This is a genomic window from Erwinia sp. 2186 (genome assembly GCF_057812255.1).
Genome location: NZ_CM173824.1, coordinates 4,143,840 through 4,159,853, shown reverse-complemented (window position 1 = coordinate 4,159,853; position 16,014 = coordinate 4,143,840). Strand labels below are relative to the sequence as shown.

At 58.3% G+C, this 16,014-nt stretch carries 12 protein-coding genes; all 12 read left to right on the top strand.

Annotation, left to right across the window (positions count from 1 at the left end; translation table 11 throughout):
- The first annotated feature begins 17 nt into the window (after positions 1 to 17).
- The 12 genes from tagH to ACXKZG_RS19325 are packed head-to-tail and all read left to right on the top strand — an operon-like array spanning position 18 to position 16,010.
- Positions 18 to 2,141, top strand: coding sequence for a type VI secretion system-associated FHA domain protein TagH (gene tagH / locus ACXKZG_RS19380; RefSeq protein ID WP_488875300.1), 2,124 nt, complete (start codon positions 18 to 20; stop codon positions 2,139 to 2,141).
- Positions 2,141 to 2,935 (top strand): PP2C family protein-serine/threonine phosphatase, encoded by a 795-nt coding sequence (locus tag ACXKZG_RS19375; RefSeq protein ID WP_041692207.1) that lies wholly within the window; start codon positions 2,141 to 2,143, stop codon positions 2,933 to 2,935. The genes tagH and ACXKZG_RS19375 overlap by 1 nt, the downstream gene beginning before the upstream one ends.
- Before the next feature lie 18 nt (positions 2,936 to 2,953).
- Entirely contained in the window at positions 2,954 to 3,946 is a 993-nt protein-coding gene (locus ACXKZG_RS19370) for a hypothetical protein (RefSeq protein ID WP_346599891.1), read from the top strand.
- A gap of 25 nt (positions 3,947 to 3,971) precedes the next feature.
- Positions 3,972 to 4,790: a type VI secretion system accessory protein TagJ gene (locus ACXKZG_RS19365; protein ID WP_488875299.1), complete on the top strand. Its 819-nt coding sequence runs from the start codon at positions 3,972 to 3,974 to the stop codon at positions 4,788 to 4,790.
- Positions 4,787 to 5,368, top strand: a complete 582-nt coding sequence (gene tssE / locus ACXKZG_RS19360; protein ID WP_053140497.1) for a type VI secretion system baseplate subunit TssE — start codon at positions 4,787 to 4,789, stop codon at positions 5,366 to 5,368. The genes ACXKZG_RS19365 and tssE overlap by 4 nt, the downstream gene beginning before the upstream one ends.
- Positions 5,369 to 5,370: 2 nt before the next feature.
- A complete protein-coding gene (gene tssF / locus ACXKZG_RS19355) occupies positions 5,371 to 7,248 on the top strand; it encodes a type VI secretion system baseplate subunit TssF (RefSeq protein WP_338571426.1) in 1,878 nt (625 codons plus the stop codon).
- Entirely contained in the window at positions 7,245 to 8,309 is a 1,065-nt protein-coding gene (tssG, locus tag ACXKZG_RS19350; RefSeq protein WP_134823402.1) for a type VI secretion system baseplate subunit TssG, read from the top strand. The genes tssF and tssG overlap by 4 nt, the downstream gene beginning before the upstream one ends.
- 56 nt (positions 8,310 to 8,365) lie before the next feature.
- Positions 8,366 to 10,978 (top strand): type VI secretion system ATPase TssH, encoded by a 2,613-nt coding sequence (gene tssH, locus ACXKZG_RS19345; protein ID WP_488875298.1) that lies wholly within the window; start codon positions 8,366 to 8,368, stop codon positions 10,976 to 10,978.
- 29 nt (positions 10,979 to 11,007) lie between these two features.
- The gene (locus ACXKZG_RS19340) at positions 11,008 to 12,477 is read left to right on the top strand and encodes a serine/threonine protein kinase (RefSeq protein ID WP_488875297.1); all 1,470 of its coding nucleotides are present in this window, start codon (positions 11,008 to 11,010) and stop codon (positions 12,475 to 12,477) included.
- 59 nt (positions 12,478 to 12,536) lie between these two features.
- Entirely contained in the window at positions 12,537 to 14,498 is a 1,962-nt protein-coding gene (locus ACXKZG_RS19335; RefSeq protein WP_488875296.1) for a type VI secretion system Vgr family protein, read from the top strand.
- Between the two features lie 25 nt (positions 14,499 to 14,523).
- The gene (locus ACXKZG_RS19330) at positions 14,524 to 15,555 is read left to right on the top strand and encodes a PAAR domain-containing protein (protein WP_488875295.1); all 1,032 of its coding nucleotides are present in this window, start codon (positions 14,524 to 14,526) and stop codon (positions 15,553 to 15,555) included.
- Positions 15,556 to 15,572: 17 nt separating this feature from the next.
- A complete protein-coding gene (locus ACXKZG_RS19325; protein ID WP_488875294.1) occupies positions 15,573 to 16,010 on the top strand; it encodes a hypothetical protein in 438 nt (145 codons plus the stop codon).
- Positions 16,011 to 16,014 lie beyond the last annotated feature (4 nt).

Genomic DNA, 16,014 nt, shown 5'->3' with positions numbered 1-16,014 from the left:
CAACGCAGGAAACCGTTATGCGATTTACGATAATAGCGACCAAATCGGGTCAGCAGCCGCCACAGGGTAGCTGCGACTTTATGCCGCCGGGCGGTACCATTGGCCGGGGAACTGAAAATAATCTGGTGCTGCCGGATGAGAACCGCTCAATCTCCCGCCTGCAGGCGATTGTGCATGTCAGCGCAAATGGCGAGTGCCAAATTACCAACCGCGGCACCGTCACCCTGGTGCACCTGAATGATATTCCTCTGCAACGCGGCCGCCAGGTGGAACTGCAGGATGGCGATATCATCCGTATTGATGATTACGCACTGCAGGTGAGCGAGCTGGGTGCGGGTGCGCAACCCATTGTGAGCGCGCCGATTTCCCGCGCCGTGGTTAGCGATGCGCCAGCGTCAGCGCAGGCCTCGCCACAACACGTATCATCACCATCGGCGGCTCCCAACGCTGCTTCGCAACCTGTACCGCCGAACACTGCACCGCAGGCGTCTGCACCGTCTGCAACTGCACATGCCGCGCAGCCGCCGGTGTCCACGCAGGCCGCCTCAGCGAATACGGTAAATCCACAGCCGCAGCCTTCAGCACCGCAGCCTGCTGCAAAAGAGAACTCGCCCGCTGCCATCCCCAGCGAAATCTGGGACAGCCTGGCGCAGGAGTTTTCCATCTCCGACAGCCTGTCTAATCGCAGCAAGCCACAGCCGGCCAACCTGAATCCTTTTGCAGAGGCACCGGCCCCGGATCGCAATCCGGTGGATCCGCTGGCGCAGTTTGCCAGCAAGCCGGACAGCCTGAACTTCGATCGCCGCGATCAAACGCCGGATTCCCTGTTTACCGATGACGATGGCCTGTTTAAGCAGGACAGCATCTTCAATGACAGCACGCCAAGTACCCTGATGCAGCAGCCTGCGGCTCAGCCTCAGCAGCCGGGGAAAGGGAAAGATGAGCTGGATCCGCTGGCCCTGTTTGGTGGCAGCGGCGGTGGCGTGCCGGCTCAGGCCAACAGCGACGATCCGCTGGGCCTGATGATGGGCAATGCCGTGCCGCTAACGCCGATGGATGCGTCAGGCAGCCAGCCGCGTCCGGCGACGCAGCAACCTCCGCAGCACACCATCGTGCCGCCAGCGCCGCACGCGCTGGATAGCGACTTCGATCTGTTTGCCGGTGACAAACCCAACCAGCAGCACGCTTCGCCGCTGTTTGATGATGCGCCACGGCATGGCGACGAAACGCCGTCACGGTCAGCTGACTCCGCGGCGGGCCCTGGCGATTCGCCGCTGTTCGCTGGATCCACTTCAGATCTGGCCGATTCGCCGCTGTTCGCTGAGTCTTCCGTAAATCAGCCTGACTCGCCTTTGTTTGATCAGCCGCCGACGGCCGCTCAACCGGATTACGGCGGCATCACGCTGCCCACGCCGCAGGCGGTGGCCCGTAACACCACGCCGCCGCCAAAAGGCCGTCTGCGCATCGATCCTGTCTCCAATACGGCTTCGCAGCAGTCGTCGTCATCGGCCTCCAGTGGCCAGGTGCTGGACGGTGAACTGCTGGACGCATTAATCGGCGGCATGGGGCTCAACGATCTGCAACCGACGCCGCGCATCGATCGCGATTCCATGCAGGAGCTTGGGCAGATGCTCAGCATGTTCTCGCAGGGGACCGTGGCGCTGCTCTCTTCCCGCTCGATCCTCAAGCGCGGCGTGAAGGCAGAAATGACGGTGATCCTCGACGAGGCGAACAACCCGTTCAAGCTATTGCCGTCAGGTAAATCGGTGCTGATGCAGATGTTTGGTAGCCGCATGCCGGGCTTTATGCCGCCGAAACAGTCGGTGCGCGATGCGCTGGTCGATCTGCAGGCGCACCAGTTGGGGATGATCGCCGGGATCCGCGCGATCATCGCTTCGATGCTGCAATCCTTTAATCCTCAGCAGCTGGAAGAGGAAGCAAAACAGGAAGGGATCACCTCGCGCATCTCCTTGCCGAGCAGCCGCAAAGCCGCGCTGTGGGAACACTTCACCAAACGCTATGGCGAAACCGCCGGTGAAATCGAAGACGACTTCCATACCCTGTTTGGCGAGGCGTTTCTGCATGCCTATGACATGGAAGTGAACCAGTACAAAGACTCTCAAATCAGATCGGAAGAATGATGAATATCACCATTGCCTCTATGTCGAATCAGGGCGCCCGCGAAAGCAATCAGGACCAGACAGGTGAGATCATCGGTGAGCGGTCGGCCTGCTTTGTGGTCTGCGATGGTGTCGCGGGATTGCCAGGCGGTGATGTCGCTGCTGAGCTGGCGCGCAACACCATCCTTGAGCGCTTCAACGGCGATCGGCATCTGGATGCGCAGAGCATCCGCCGCTACGTCAACGAAGCCAATGGCGCCATCCGCCAGCAGCAGAAAGCCATGACCGACTACAAACGCATGGGCACCACCATGGTCAGCCTGTTTATCGATCGGGATTTCGAGCTGGCTTACTGGGCGCACGCCGGTGACAGCCGCCTGTATCTGTTTCGCCGTGGCTATCTCTATCACGTCACCACCGACCACAGCCTGGTGCAGCAGATGAAAGATGCCGGACACCAGACCGAAGGGATCAACAGCAATCTGCTCTATTTTGCGCTGGGCATGGGCGATGAAGAGCGGGATGCCAGCTACAGCGATGTGGTGCCGATTGAAGATGGCGATGCGTTTTTACTCTGCACGGACGGCTTCTGGCACGCCCTCTCGCCAGACCATATGCAGCAGTCATTGCATATGGTGAACACCCCGGACGAGTGGCTGACGCTGATGCAGGAAGTGATCCGCAAGAACGACCAGCAATCCGAGGCCAGCCAGGACAACTACAGCGCCGTGGCGGTCTGGGTTGGCGATCCACAAGACACCACGCTGCTGCACTCCTTGTCGCAGGCAGCCCAGTTTTTCCCTCTTCGTGATTAACGGCCTTAAAGGACTTATATGAAATATTGGCTATCAGGCGCGCTCTCCCTGTTTATCGCGTCCAGCGCCTGGGCGCAGGATTATCTCGTGGTCTCTTCGCCTTCGCAGAAACTGGATATCTGGATCGATAACGTTAAAAGCAAAAATGCGGCCGACTGGTGTACGCGTGAGCTTCCGCTGCGCATCGTGGCAAAAGGCAAAAAGGATCCGGACGTGCTGAACGATTTCCTGCCGCGCGTCGGCAAGGTCTTGCAGCATCAGTGCGGCAAGATGGAATCCATTCACTGGCAGATGACCGACAGCAACGGCAGTGCGCTGGCAAAAGGCACCGCCGCCAAAGCCCAGTCCTGGGCGGTGAAGGTGGAACCTGACGCCCCGGTGACGCCTCCAGCGGCACCTCCGGCAGCCGAAACCGCACCGGCAGCCACGCCAGCGGCGGCCGATCTTTCCCCGCCGGCCGATACCACGCCGTGGGTGCAGTTCAGCCTGCTCGACGGTTGCCACTTCCGCACCTATTTCCGTAGCGGCAACCAGACCAGCGCCCTGTTTGTGCCTGCCAAAGGCGGCGTCAGCTGTGGCAGCGATGGCTGGCTGAGCGGCGAAAGCCAGATTGCTCAGCTGGGCAAAGGGGCCAGCAAAAACGTGCGCATGACCTTCCTGCAAGGCTTCCCGGTGGCCGGACTGACCAGCAAAGCGCTCAGCCAGGATCTGCAAATCACCACCGTAAATAACCAACGCATGGTCCTCAGCGATGAGAAGTCGCCGCAGAGCTGGATGGTGGTGCCGTTCGACCCGGCGGTTAACGGCTGGAAAACGGATGGCACGGTGGTGGTGGAAATTACCGCCGCACAGGCCAGCGACGAAAGCGATGTGAAGGCGCGCCTCGCTGAGGTACGTAAAGTCTGGTCCCCTTACCTGGCGGATAAAAGCACGCTGACCATCAAGCTGGTGCAGGCGCTCCATCCGCAGCTTAAAGACCCGGCAGCCGGTTCATTCCGCACCCTCAACTAGTTCACTGCACGTCAAAGGAAAGCTTATGTACTCCCTCAGCACCCTGATGTCCGGCGCCTCGCTTGCGGAAACGCTGGCGCGCGTCGAAGGCAAAATTAAAGCCAACCCGGCGGATGCCGATTTGCGCGCGGCCTTCGTGCAGTTGCTGTGCCTGGCCGGAAACTGGACGCGCGCCACCACCCAGATGAAATCCTGGGCGGCGTTGAAGCCACAGGCCAAACCGACGGTGACGCTGCTGGAGCAGGCGGTGGCGGGAGAAGTGCAGCGCGCGGCGGTGTTTGCCGGCGAGGCCTCGCCGATGATGCCTGGCGACGCCTTTAACTGGTCCGAAGGATTATTAAGCGCGCTGCGGGCCGATGCGGCGGGCAAAAACCTGTTGGCTGACGAGCTGCGTGCGGCGGCGTTCGAGGCGGCTGAAATCAATCCCGGCAGCCTGAAGCAGTTGAAGGATGAGTCAGCGCAGGCGGTCGATTGGTTGATTGATGGCGATGGCCGCCTTGGCCCAATCTGCGAGCTGATCGTCAACGGGCGCTACACCTGGCTGCCGTTCAGCGCCATCAGCGAACTGCGTTTTCAGGCACCGGCCAGCGTGACCGATCTGGTCTGGCGTCATACCTCGGTCAGGCTGACCGACGGCAGCGAGCAGGTGTGTCAGATCCCGGTGCGCTATCCGTTTGGCGCTGAAGCCGCTGATAACCTGCTGCTGGCCAGCGTCACCGAATGGCAGCCGCTGGATGGTGCCGGTCTGCACTTTAGCGGACTGGGGCAGAAAACCTGGCTGAGCGGCGAAGCGGACTATCCGTTGCTGAGCCTGGACGTGCTGACCTTCGACGAGGCGCTATGAGCAATGACTTCGACCTGAATCAACCGCAGCAGGGCAGCGATCTGCTACGCGGTGGCTACCGTCACCGCAACAAGCAGGAAGCGTTAAACGCCCGCGACAAAATGCAGCCTTCACTGCTGGATCGGCTGACCGATAACGCCCCGGACAAGCTGAAAGAGTCCGCCAGCAACACGGTGATCTCCCACACCACGCTGCGGCGGCATGTGCTGCGGGATTTGCAGTGGCTGTTTAACAGCATCAATAACGAAGGGCAGCAGGACCTGGAGCCCTTCGCCGAGGTGAAGCGCTCGGTGCTGAACTATGGCGTGGCGCCGCTTTCCGGGCAGCGCATGTCCGACATCGAATGGCAGGACGTGCAGCGCAAGCTCACCAACTCGATCCTGCATTTTGAGCCGCGCATATTGCCGGTGGGTTTGCAGGTGCGCTGCATTTCAGACACCACCTCGCTGGACCTGCACAACGTGTTGTCGATTGAAATCAAGGGGCGGCTGTGGTGCGTGCCCTATCCGCTGGAATTCCTGTTCCGCACCGATGTCGACCTGGAAAACGGCCATTTTGAGTTTAAAGACGTAGGGTAATCATGGACAGCAAACTGCTCGATTATTACAACCGTGAACTGGCGTACCTGCGCGAAATGGGGGCGGAGTTTGCCGAACGCTACCCAAAAGTCGCCGGACGGCTGGGGATGCGCGGGATTGACGTCGCCGATCCGTATGTCGAGCGGCTGATGGAAGGCTTTGCCTTTCTGACCTCCCGCGTGCAGTTAAAAATGGATGCCGAGTTCCCGCGTTTCTCCCAGCGGATGCTGGAGATGATTGCGCCAAACTATCTGGCGCCTACGCCGTCGATGGCGATAGCGGAGCTGCATCCGGACAGCCAGAAAGGCGACATCAGCGGCGGCTTTCGCGTCCCGCGCGGCACGATGATGGACAGCCAGACGCTGAAGAAAAGCGGCGTCACCTGCAGTTACAGCACCGCCCACGATGTGATGCTGCAACCGCTGACCATCACCAGCGTCGAGCTGGGCGGCGTGCCGGCGGATATCCCGCTGGGGCCGATGGGCCTCAGCCAGCGCGGTGCCGCCAGCGCGCTACGCATCCGCCTGACCTGTTTCAACGACGTAACCCTGAACACTCTGACCTTTGACGATCTGATGTTCTTCCTCAGCGGCCCGGATATTCAGGCGCAAAAGCTGCTCGAATTGATTATGCAGCACACGGTGGGCAGCTTCTGCCAGACGGTGGAAGCACAGCCGCAGCGGGTGGTGATGAACGATGAGGCGCTGACCCAGGAAGGATTTTCGCCAGACCAGGCCTTGCTGCCGGACGATCTGCGCAACTTCGACGGCTACCGGCTGTTGCAGGAGTACTTTGCTTTTCCGGCCCGTTTCCAGTTCATCAACATCAGCCAGCTGCGCGGCATTCTCGGTAAGTGCGGCCCGGAGGTGAAGGCGTTTGAGATCGTGCTGCTGCTGGATAAAGCCGACGCGGCGCTGGAAAGGGTGATCGATAAAAGCCATCTGTCGTTGCACTGCACGCCGGTGATCAACCTGTTCCCGAAGACGGCCGAGCGGCAAAAAATCAGCGACAGCGTGCATGAATATCATCTGGTGGTCGACAATATTCGCCCGCTGGATTATGAGATTTACTCGGTTCAGAAGCTGTATGCCACCGGCGATAAGCGCCGGGACGAACAGGTTTTCCGCCCGTTCTGGAGCACCTTCAGTCAGGACCACGGGGATTACGGCGCCTATTTCTCGCTGCGCCGCGAACAGCGCACGCTGTCTGAACGCGCGCAGCGTTACGGCACGCGGACCGGCTATGTCGGCTCGGAAGTTTTCCTGTCGCTGGTGGATGAACGTCATTCCCCGTGGAGCGATGATCTGCGCCATCTGACCGCCGACGTGCTGTGCACCAGCCGCGATCTGCCGCTGATGCTGCTGCAACAGGATCAGGGCAACTTCCTGATGCCGGACTCGATTCCGGTCGGTCAGTTAACGCTGAAGAAAGGCCCAACGCCACCGCGTCCGGCGCTGGCCGAAGGGCTGACGACCTGGCGCTTGATCAGCCATCTGCAAATGAACTACCTCAGCCTGATGGACAGCGATGAGGGTCAGGGCGCTGCCGCGCTGCGTCAGCTGCTGGGGCTGTATGCCAATCTGGCGGAAGCGCCGGTGGCGAGGCAGATCGAAGGCATCCGCCACTGTCAGTTAAAGCCGGTGTATCGCCGGGTGCCGGAACCCGGCCCGATCGTCTTCGCGCGGGGTGTGGGCATCGAACTGAGCGTGGATGAACAGGCGTTCTCCGGTTCAAGCCCGTGGTTACTGGGCAGCGTGCTGGAGCGGGTCTTTTCGCGGCTGGTGGCGATGAACAGCTTTACCGAAGTGACGCTGATCAGTCAGCAGCGCGGTGAAGTGGGTTACTGGTCGCCGAGGATGGGCAAAAGGGCGCTGATATGAGTGATGCGACGGCACCATCGACGTTACGATTCCGCAAAATCCAGCGGCTGCCGGAACATTTCTGGCAAGGCGTGACGCTGGCACCCTGGCGCTACGATCTGTTCCAGCTGCTGCGGCGGCTGGATGCGCAGGGCGGAGAACGCTATCCGCTGGGACGGGCGCCGCTGCCTCGCCACGAGCCGCTGCGTATTGGTCAGACGCCTTCGCTGGCCTTCGCACCCTCGACGCTCGCCAGCGCCAGCGCGCGTGAGAACAGCCCGCTGCACGATGTTTCGATCCTCAGCTTCGGCCTGTTCGGCCCCAACGGCCCGCTGCCGGTTCACCTGACCGAATATGCTCGCGAGCGCATCTACCATCATCAGGATCACAGCCTGAGCGCCTTTGCGGATCTGTTCCATCATCGCCTGACGCTGCTGTTTTATCGCGCCTGGGCCGATGCGCAGCCGACGGTGTCGCTGGATCGCGAGGATGCCCATCACTTTGAACGCTATCTGGCCAGCCTGATTGGCATGGGCCAGCCCGGCCAGCTGGAAAAAGGCAGCCTCAGCGAACATGCGCGCTATACGGTGGCCGGGCACTTAACCCGCAACGGCCGCGATGCCGAAGGATTGCAAAAAATCCTCAGCCACTATTTCAAGGTGCCGGTCACGCTGGTGGAAAACGTGCCGCACTGGCAGCCGATCGATCGCCGCGAGCGCGCGCAGCTGGGTGCCGGACGGCGGATGCCGACACTGGGCCAGTCCGCCTTTCTCGGCGTCGCGGTGCGCGATGTGCAGCATAAATTTCGCATCGAACTGGGGCCGCTGAGCCTGGCAAATTACAACCGGTTTTTGCCCGGCACACCCTGGGCACAACAGCTGCGCGACTGGGTTCGGCAGTATCTGGGCATCGAATACGTCTGGGACCTGCGGCTGATCCTGGCGGCGGAAGACGTGCAGGGCGTCAGCCTCGGCGGCCCGGCTCAGCTGGGCTACAACGGCTGGCTGGGTTGCCCTGAAAATCCGCAGCCGCGTAACGATCTGACCTTCAGCCCTGAACCGACTGAAACCCCTGGGATTTAAGGACGTCATTCTGTCGTCATCCCGCTTATCACCGCCTTCAACTACTGAGAAAAACTATGTCAGAAATCAGCCGCGCCGTACTGTTCGGCAAACTGGACAAGCTGTTATTCACCTCTCTGGAAAGTGCGACCGCGTTCTGCAAACTGCGCGGCAATCCTTATGTTGAACTGGTGCACTGGCTTCATCAGTTGATGCAGCATCAGGAGGGCGATCTGCAACAGGCGATCCGCCATTTCTCGCTGGATGAAGAGGCGCTGACGCGGGATATCGTGGCGGCGTTGGATCGCCTGCCGCGCGGGGCCAGCGCCGTCGCCGATCTGTCGGAACATATCGACAGCGCCGTCGAGCGCGCCTGGGTTTACGGTTCCCTGAAATTCGGCGTGCAGAAAATTCGTGGCGGCCATCTGCTGATCGGCATGCTGAAAACCTTCAACCTTGCCAATTTGCTGAAGGGCATCTCGCCGCAGTTTGGTCGCATCAGCGTCGACGCGCTGCTGGAACAGTTCGACACCGTGTTTGCCAACAGCAAAGAGGAACAGCAGGTGAGCGCCGCGCCGGTTGATGCCGGTGCGGTTCCTCAGCAGCAGGGCACGCTGGCGCAATATGCCCAGGACCTGACCGCGCGGGCGCGCGAAGGCAAGATTGACCCGGTGGCCGGGCGTGATGAAGAGATCCGCCAGATGGTCGACATCCTGATGCGTCGTCGCCAGAACAACCCGCTACTGACCGGGGAAGCCGGGGTCGGTAAAACCGCGGTGGTGGAAGGGCTGGCGCTGCGCATTGCCGCAGGCGACGTGCCGCAACCGTTGCAGGACGTGCAGCTGTGGCTGCTGGATATCGGCATGCTGCAAGCCGGTGCCGGCATGAAGGGCGAGTTTGAAGCGCGTCTGCAGGCTTTGATCAACGAGGTGCAGTCGAGCCCAACGCCGATCGTGCTGTTTATCGACGAGATCCACACGCTGGTCGGCGCGGGCGGACAGCAGGGAACCGGTGATGCGGCTAACCTGCTGAAACCGGCGCTGGCACGCGGTCAGCTTCGCACCATTGGTGCCACCACCTGGGCCGAATACAAAAAATACATCGAGAAAGATCCGGCGCTGACCCGCCGTTTCCAGACCGTGCAGGTGCAGGAGCCGGATGAAGAGAAGGCGCTGCTGATGTTGCGCAGCACCGTCAGCCCACTGGAAAAGCATCACCGCGTCCTGCTGCTGGACGAAGCAGTGGCCGCGGCGGTGAGACTGTCGCACCGCTATATTCCTGCGCGTCAGTTGCCGGATAAAGCCGTGGCGCTGCTGGATACCGCCTGCGCCCGCGTCGCCGTCAGCCAGAGCGCTCAGCCGCCGCAGCTGGAAGACTGCCTGCACCGAATCCACGCGCTGGAAATCGAAAAAGAGATTGCCGGACGCGAGCTGAAAGTCGGCATTGGCGACAGCACGCGCGTTGAGGCATTAAGCGAACAGCTGGCCGAACTTGCCGCGCAGGCTGAAGCACTAACCGCCCGCTGGCAGGCCGAGCGTGAGCTGGTCGATGGCATCATCGCCCTGCGTGCCCAGCTGCATCAGGACAGTGCCGAAGATGTGGCTGAACTGCATGCCACGCTGAAAGAACGTCAGCAGCAGTTAAAGGATCTGCAGGGCGAATCGCCGCTGCTGTTTGCCGCCGTGGATGCCAACGTGGTTGCGGCAGTGGTTTCCGACTGGACCGGCATCCCGCTGGGCCGCATGGTAAAAAACGAGATCGATGCGGTGCTGAAGCTGGCAGATACGCTGAACGAGCGGGTGATTGGTCAGCGTCACGGCCTGGATCTGATTGCCAAGCGGGTGCGGACGTCGCGTGCCAGACTCGACGATCCCAACAAGCCGGTCGGCGTGTTTATGCTCTGCGGCCCGTCGGGCGTCGGTAAAACCGAAACCGCACTGGCCCTGGCCGAGACGCTGTACGGCGGCGAGCAGAACATCATCACCATCAATATGAGTGAATTCCAGGAAGCGCATACCGTCTCAACCCTGAAAGGGGCGCCGCCGGGCTATGTCGGCTATGGCGAAGGCGGCGTGTTAACCGAAGCCGTCCGCCGTCGGCCTTACAGCGTGGTGCTGCTCGACGAGATCGAAAAAGCGCACCCGGACGTGCACGAAATCTTCTTCCAGGTGTTCGACAAAGGCTGGATGGAAGACGGTGAAGGACGTCATATCGACTTCCGCAACACCATCATCATTTTGACCTCCAACGTCGGCACCCAGCTGATTAGCGCGATGTGCGCCGATCCTGAACTGATGCCGGATCCCGATGCGCTGGCCGCTGCGCTGCGTCCTCCGCTGCTCGAGGTCTTCCCGCCCGCGCTGTTGGGCCGTCTGCTGGTGGTGCCGTATTACCCGCTCAGCGACGAAATGCTGGCCAGCATTGTTCGCCTGCAGCTGAAGCGCATCCAGCGTCGCCTGGAGCAGAACCACGGCATTGTTTCCGAGGTGGACGACAGCGTGATTGCCCAGATTGTGCAGCGCTGCACCGAGGTGGAATCCGGTGGTCGCATGGTTGACGCCATCCTAACCAATACCCTGTTGCCGCAGATGAGCCAGATGTTGCTCACCGCCAGCGCACGGGATGAACAGTATCGCCGCCTGCGTGTGACCTTACAGCAGGGCGAATTCCAGTGTCAGTTTGAGGCTTAAGGCCTGTCACTATCAGAGAGTTGTCCAATATGTCAGAACACGATAATCCGCGCGCAGTCCCGAATGCCTTACCGGTGGGCTACCGCTTTAACGAGTTTGAAATCAAGGAAGTGATTGGCGGTGGCGGCTTTGGCATTGTCTACCGCGCCTGGGACCATCAGCTGGAGCGGACGATTGCCATCAAGGAGTTTATGCCGGCCTCGCTGGCCGTACGCAATGATGACCTGACGCTGGTGCTGCGTAGCGAACGCTTCAGCAAAACCTTCCACGCCGGGCTGAACAGCTTTATTCAGGAGGCGCGCCTCCTGGCCCGCTTCAATCACCCGAACCTGCTGCACGTGCTGCGTTTCTGGGTACAGAACGATACCGCCTATATGGGCACCGCGTTCTATACCGGCACCACGCTTTCTCAGCTGCATCAGCAACGTCCGGAGATGATTAGCGAAGCCTGGATCCGCACCGCGCTGCCGCCTCTGTTTGGCGCGATCAACACCATCCATCACGAAGGGTATCTGCACCGCGATATCTCGCTGGATAATATCCAGATCCAGGAGAACGGCGTGCCGGTGCTGCTGGACTTTGGCTCGGCGCGAAAGGCCATCGGCAACCTGTCCGATGAGACCGAAACCATGCTCAAGCCGGGCTTCGCCCCTATCGAGCAATACAGCGACGATAACGAGAGCGAGCAGGGCACCTGGACCGATATCTATGCGTTGGGCGCGGTGCTGCACACGCTGATTGTGGGATCGCCGCCGCCGGTCAGCGTGGTGCGCAGCATTGAAGATAACTACCAGCCGCTGATGCAGCGTCAGCCGTTTGGCTACTCGCTGGCGCTGCTGAATGCCATCGATCGGGCGCTGGCCTTGCAGCCAGAAGATCGCCCACAAACCGTCGATGAGTTTGCCGCGCTGATGGAGTTCACCCCGACCGACATCAACGAGATCCACGAAGTGAAAGTCAGCGGGCCGGGCACCATGCTGGTGGCAGTCGAGCCAGAAGAAGAGGTGGCGGCGACGCCCGTTTCTCCGCTGAAACGCTTTATGGTTCCGGGATTGATTGCCGCGGGCGTGCTGGTGGGCATCGGCGTGGGGGCATTGATTGCCGGAGGCGGCAGCAACAGCCAGCCAGAGAGCGCGGCAACTGCGCCAGCATCGACAACCGCACCAGCATCGGCATCGCAGCCAACGGAAACCGCCCGCGCAAATCCGTCGGCGACTCCGGCCGGTTCGGAAACCCAGACCGGTGCCGAACAGGCGACCCCAGCCGTTGCGCCGCCACCGCCAGCCCCGGTTGCGCAGGTCTATATCAAGCTGCTGCCGGGTGACCAGGTCGCCATGAACGGCAATCCGCAGGCGTTAGTGCCGTCTCCAAACGGCTTTGCCATGCTGCAACTGCCGCCGGGCGACTACCGCTTCAGCATCAGCAATAACGGCCAGACCCGCGACCAGAGCATCACCGTCGATCGTGAAGGCGTGTGGCTGCTGAATCCGCAAAGTTAATCACCTCTCTTCAGCCCGGCGCAACTGCCGGCCGGGCGCAGTCTTTCAGGGAAATCATCATGCTTGATCGCATTACAGTTCAACTGCCGATGGAAGGCCTCCTGTTCTGGAAACTGAACGGCACGGAGGCGCTTTCCAGCGCGTTTGAAATCACCGTCCAGCTCCTGAGCACCGACGCCCGCATTGAGCGTAAGGCCCTGCTGGGGCAGCCCATGACCGTGTCCATCCCCACCCAGAACCTGATGGCCACCCGTTACCTGAACGGGAAAATCACTAAAGTGTCGGTCAGCAGCACCGAGCTGAGCGGCACGCGCTATGCGGTTTACAGCCTGGTGATGGAGCCGGACCTGTGGCCCCTGAAGCGCGACAGAAACCTGCGCATCTTCCAGAGCCAGACGGTAACACAAATCATCAAAACGCTGCTTTCCGAATACAACGTGACGGTAGAAGACAAGCTCACCGGCAACTACCGCGTGTGGGAATACTGCGTGCAGTATCAGGAAAGCAGCTTTAACTTCATCAGCCGCCTGATGGAGCTGGAAGGAATTTACTACTACTTCCGCCATGAGGCGGATAAACACACCATGGTGCTGATGGACAGCGCGCAGCAGCATCAGCCGTTCAGCGGCTACGAAACCATTCCGTACCACGTCACCCCGTCCGGCGGCTCGACCAGCGAAGAGGGCATCAGCCTGTGGAGCCTGGAAGACCAGGTGACGCCGGGGCTGTACAGCATCGATGACTACGACTTCCGCAAGCCCAACGCGTGGATGTTCCAGGCGCGGCAGAATCCGGCCTCACCGTCGCCGGGTCAAATCGACGTCTACGACTGGCCGGGACATTTTATCGACCACGACCACGGCGAGTTTTACGCCAGAATCCGCCAGGAAGTGTGGCAGGCCCAGCACCAGCAGGTCACCGCCTCCGGCACCGCGCTGGGGCTGGCGCCGGGCAACACCTTCACCCTGCTGAACGCGCCGTTCTTCAGCGATAACGGCGAATACCTGACGATTAAGGCCGTTTACGATTTCGAAGAGAACAGCTACGCCAGCAGCAACAGCGGCAGCACCATTCACAAGGTGGATATCGTGGTGATCCCGTCTGACGTCACCTTCCGGCCGCAGCCGACGGCAGAATGGCCGCGCACCCACGGCCCGCAGACGGCGAAGGTGGTGGGGCCGAAAGGCGAATCGATCTGGACCGACAAATACGGCCGCATCAAGGTGAAGTTTCACTGGGACCGGCTGGCTAAAGGCGACGACACCAGCTCCTGCTGGGTGCGCGTCTCCAGCGCCTGGGCGGGTCAGGGGTTTGGCAGTATGCAAATCCCGCGTGTAGGTGATGAGGTGGTGATTGACTTCATTAATGGCGATCCGGACAGGCCGATCGTAACGGGGCGCGTATATAACCAGGCCAGTATGCCACCCTGGGAATTGCCAGCATCAGCAACTCAGATGGGGTTTTATAGCCGCAGTAAGGATGGGCATAAAGACAACGCCAATGCATTCCGTTTTGAAGATAAATCAGGACATGAGCAAATCTGGGTCCATGCTGAAAAGAACATGGACACAGAGGTTGAGAATTGTGAAACACATGAAGTCGGTGTCGATCGTAAGAAAACGATTGGGCGCGATGAGAACGTCACTATTAAACGTCATTCAAATGTCGACGTTGGTGTAAATGCGGCACACAAGACAGGTGAGAAACATATTATCAACGTTGGTGAAAGTCAGAGCGTTCTGACCATGGATAAGGAAGGTAATGTACTTCTTGAAGCCGCGACCAGCATTAAATTAAAAGTGAATGATAATTATATTTTGATTTCCCCGGCAGCGATTGAAATTCAGGTGACAGAGGGAAGTATCCTGGCTCAGAGCGAGGATGAAGCGCTCTTTAAAGGGACCAATTTTACCTCGCTTGGTGGTGGAACGGATGCGGAATTAAAAGCTAATGATACTGTGAGTATCACTGGCGTAAATATCACCGATATTAAAGGTGCTCTGATTAAAGTGAACAGCTAATGGCATAGGGAAGGATGATAATTTTATGGGAAAACCAGCCGCCAGAGCAACTATTGATCAGTGTGCTCATACCGGTCAAATTCAGTCCGGCAGCCCCAATGTGCTTATTGGGGGCTTCCCCGCAGCCAGAAAGGGTGACCCAGTAGGCTGCTCTCAGCATGGTAGTGGCATTATTGTCGGCGGCTCTGCAAGCGTTCTGGTAAATGGGCTACCTCTTGCTAGATTGGGGGATAAAACTCAGTGTAATACGTCGGGGGCACCGGCAGTAGCTCCAAATATCTACTGGGGAGGCTCATTAGCTGAAAAAGCGGGTGACGATGGCATGTTACATGGAGAAAAGTTTGATCTCCGAGTACTGGGTGCCTATGACAATAGCGAGGATAAAACCGGTGATGGTAATTATGATAGTGCATCGGCTGGGTTTTCACTTTTAGACCTCACCGTTGGTAATATGAAAAGTGATGATTTATTTAAGTTTGAAAATCGTAATAAATTGGCCGTAGCGAATCTCAATAGTTCACTATATGGTGGTGACTCCGGAATATTTGGAGTGAACGGGAGTGGTACTGCTACTGCGGTACAATATGGTGGTACCGCAGGCTTGGGGAGTCAGGGGTCCCTCTATGGTGGTGTGTCAGGTGACGTAAGCATAGCAACGGTCGAATCTAAAGCTATTGGTGAACTTTATTATGGTAATAAGGGGCGCTATGGATTTAGTGTGGAGGGGGGAAGCGAAGCGGCGTTACTAAAACCTGAAGCAATTGTAAACATTGATATATATAGTTTTATTGTCGCCGAAGCTAAGTTCGGAGCCCCTATTGGTGGAGCTGGGGTTTCAGCAGGATTGACTGCTTATATAGATGAGACTGATTACTCAGGTAATCTAAAGATTGCTGGGGAGTTAGCTATAATTTTAGGGCTTAAAGGCGATGTTAATGTTAAAATTTCAGCTAAACCTATACTTAAATTACTTTATGGAGATGATGGCGAGATTAAACCGTCTGATGGTGATGGGGTGATTTTAACAGGTTGTGTTATTGTGTTGATTGGCGATTGAATTTTTAGAGGCTTTTAATGATGAACTGGATTGGGTTCTTGTTTTTTTTAATGCTGGCATTATGTTACCTTTGGAATGGAAAGGATACTTTCAATAAGAAAGAGTGGATTTCATTTGGTCTCAAGTTTTTAGCGGTTATTTTAGGTGTATTTATATTTGGGTTTATTTTCAAGTTTTTTGCAACTGTAGTTCCTGTTATTTCAGTAACTACAGCTAAATATTTAACCGTTACACTTTTCCTGTCGTTTATTATGATTTTAGGAACGAAATTTCTTGTGGTTATGATTTGTGCTATTTTTTCAAGGATAATTGCATTTCACCGTGACCATAATAAAGAACATTATCAAGAGATAGCTTCTATTTCTAATCGTTATGGGTCATCACTTATCTTGTTAGCAAAATGCCTGATTTCATTCGGCAGCGTATTAATATTTTATGGTATTTGGTTGGCATAACCGC

Excerpts from the sequence above, each read along its gene's own strand:
- tssE (WP_053140497.1), top strand. The coding sequence starts at position 4,787 with ATGAGCAATGACTTCGACCTGAATCAACCGCAGCAGGGCAGCGATCTG.
- ACXKZG_RS19375 (WP_041692207.1), top strand. The coding sequence starts at position 2,141 with ATGAATATCACCATTGCCTCTATGTCGAATCAGGGCGCCCGCGAAAGC.
- ACXKZG_RS19330 (WP_488875295.1), top strand. The coding sequence starts at position 14,524 with ATGGGAAAACCAGCCGCCAGAGCAACTATTGATCAGTGTGCTCATACC.
- tssG (WP_134823402.1), top strand. The coding sequence starts at position 7,245 with ATGAGTGATGCGACGGCACCATCGACGTTACGATTCCGCAAAATCCAG.
- ACXKZG_RS19335 (WP_488875296.1), top strand. The coding sequence starts at position 12,537 with ATGCTTGATCGCATTACAGTTCAACTGCCGATGGAAGGCCTCCTGTTC.
- ACXKZG_RS19370 (WP_346599891.1), top strand. The coding sequence starts at position 2,954 with ATGAAATATTGGCTATCAGGCGCGCTCTCCCTGTTTATCGCGTCCAGC.
- ACXKZG_RS19340 (WP_488875297.1), top strand. The coding sequence starts at position 11,008 with ATGTCAGAACACGATAATCCGCGCGCAGTCCCGAATGCCTTACCGGTG.
- ACXKZG_RS19325 (WP_488875294.1), top strand. The coding sequence starts at position 15,573 with ATGATGAACTGGATTGGGTTCTTGTTTTTTTTAATGCTGGCATTATGT.
- tssH (WP_488875298.1), top strand. The coding sequence starts at position 8,366 with ATGTCAGAAATCAGCCGCGCCGTACTGTTCGGCAAACTGGACAAGCTG.
- ACXKZG_RS19365 (WP_488875299.1), top strand. The coding sequence starts at position 3,972 with ATGTACTCCCTCAGCACCCTGATGTCCGGCGCCTCGCTTGCGGAAACG.
- tssF (WP_338571426.1), top strand. The coding sequence starts at position 5,371 with ATGGACAGCAAACTGCTCGATTATTACAACCGTGAACTGGCGTACCTG.
- tagH (WP_488875300.1), top strand. The coding sequence starts at position 18 with ATGCGATTTACGATAATAGCGACCAAATCGGGTCAGCAGCCGCCACAG.